This is a genomic window from Candidatus Zixiibacteriota bacterium, assembly GCA_021159005.1.
Classification (GTDB): Bacteria; Zixibacteria; MSB-5A5; order UBA10806; family 4484-95; genus JAGGSN01.
The window spans coordinates 1-2539 of sequence record JAGGSN010000066.1 but is presented as its reverse complement, the minus strand read 5'-3'; the positions used below and the strand labels follow the sequence as shown (position 1 = coordinate 2539).

The 2539-nt window shown below is 42.2% G+C and carries 1 protein-coding gene; it reads right to left on the bottom strand.

Annotated features, from left to right (window positions below; genetic code table 11):
• On the bottom strand, positions 1-2539 hold a 2539-nt coding region (locus tag J7K40_04120; GenBank protein ID MCD6161585.1), incomplete at both ends, for a hypothetical protein.

The following is a 2539-nucleotide window of genomic DNA, read 5'->3' as shown; positions in this document are numbered from 1 at the left end:
ATTAAATGTTACGCTGTGATATCCGGCACGTACATTTCCATTGACCAGCGTTGCCACTAATTCACCGAGAATATTATATACCTTAAGTGATACACGGGAATCCTCAGGCAAGGCGTACTTAATTGTAGTAGATGCGTTAAACGGGTTGGGGTAGTTTTGCGATAAACTGAATTGAGTAGGCAGACTTGCATCGTAAACTTTTTTGTTTCCATAGTGTTGCTGTTCAGCATCTCTTGCTATAACATCTTTTATGCCGCGTGTGAAGTTGTGATCATCACTGTAATGCGCTGTAACACTTATTCTTACTGAGCCGCCTATTGGCTGTGTCATTCCGGTATGTTCACCCGGAAGAACAATAAAATCCCCATCACTGTTGCGAATATTACCTTGGCTGTCCACCGTTCCATAGTAGTACTGATTGGTTCCCAATACATGAACAGACGCAACGACTCCGTCTGGCATATCGCTTGCATCAGCTACTGTTACAGTCCAGCGATCGTCAATACATAGTCCATATAGAGAATTAACAGTATCCGGACCAGCAATACAGAATTCGTTTGGCGTCTGTGTATAGATGGCTAAACCGGCATCTCCAAAGCAATTGGTATTGTAATTTAGATCCCGCATTGACGGATACGCGCACGTGGCGCCTCTGAGGCCAACACCAGCAAATTGTCCGTCATCCACACTGAAAAGTTGATTCCAGTACTCAGATGCTATTAAAGAAGACGATGTAACCCATCCCCAACGAGTATGGCAAAAGTATACAATAGTGCCGCCGTCTTCGATGAAAGGATAGACCTCTGCCATGCAAGGATAGGGTATATGGTCATACGCTCCGACATAGCAGGCGATGTCAAACTTGGTCATCAGATTCCCGGAACCAGCAAGGTCAAGGATACAACCCGGCATTGTTTCGGGGTGGTTATTGATAAAATAATAATTGACACAATTTGTGGATCGGGGCCAACGATTATAATGAATACCAACATGATGATTTCTGCAACTTACATATCCTGCATCTCCGTGACAGGCGGTAGTGTGATATCTATATTTCCTTGAAGCCATACTACTAATAACACCTGATCCTGAAGGTATTATAAAGTATGGGTCCCATGGTTCATGACCTGTTGGCTGCTCAATATTGCTATAGTCAACCCAGATGTTTGAAGGAACATTACTGCCATACAGTAAGTGCTGGTCCGCATCCCTCATTTGGTCGGTAACAGTCATGCCAAATATAGTCTGAGATTGTAGTGGTTCGGATTTATACCTTATGAGTTTATCCACATATTTCCTAAAATCATCGGTGTTCTGTACTACAAGACAGCCTACCGATACCTCAGGATAAATATCTGGCTCATCATGATTGTATTCACCCCACACACCATCCCCATCTTGATCCCATTGGTAATCAGTGTTAGATAAGTCACCCATGTACTTAACATTTCCAAGATGTTGATGTTCGATTGGTGGTATTTGGCTAGCATTCCAAGGATAAAGGTATCTGACATTGGCTATGTCATCGCCAACTATCCATACATTGAATACTCCATACGCGGAAGCGTATGCCCAAATAGCAGATCGGAGCTTTGCCGGCGCATCAATACCGGGATAGGCATCTAAGATATCGTCATCAAGAAGAACCTCAGCCGGCCTGCATCCTTCACTTAGCCAATCAGCGAGACGATCGGCTTGCTCCTGATATTCTTCCTCTTCAATTATGATGAGGTCTGTTACCCATGTCTGCTCAATATCAATTCGTTCAATGGGTTGGCTTAAATCTGGAATATCATCAGGATTTTCCACAAGCTCGCTAATATTCAGCAGGCCAGGATATTTGTTGATGAAATTGGGGATTTTGACTTCATACGGGATGCTCATAAGATCCTGGTCGCTTATTTTTTCCAAAATGAAACGGAGGTTTATTGAAGTCATTAACCTCAGTTGATTATCAGCAAAAGTAAACGGAACTATTTGAAAAGCGGCCAGGCTAGTATTATGCAGTCTGCCTGAAGATATGAATTTTGCAGCATCAGATGAGGTTATACGGTGCTCACGATAAATATTTCTATCCGCATGCTGGAATTCATGCGGTTCAAATGGACAATCGCGGGCAAAATCAGACTCGAATTCTGCATTGTCCAGCCTGCTTAGTGTAATATCCGGATGCTGTGATGGATACAACATCATTTCCTCGTTCAATAACTCAACATCCTGTTCAGAATAAGAAAGAATCTCAATACCAATTGCTTTATAGGATGCTGGAATTATGAACGTAGCATCTTTATACGGCAACTGTGGCAGTGATAACGAATCAGACCCGAAAAAAGTATCCGATTGTCCAGTATGTTTTACATCAGCATTAAATGAAAGTCTTAGGTATGATTGACTACCTTCTATGCAAACTTTCTGTGTAAGACTATTTGCTGAAAAATTCAGCGTCACGTCATAATATGAGTCTTGCGCAAGACTTATACTTGAAAATAGCGCGGCTGCTATTACTAAGATAGTAAAAAACATGCCCCTGTTAAGATTA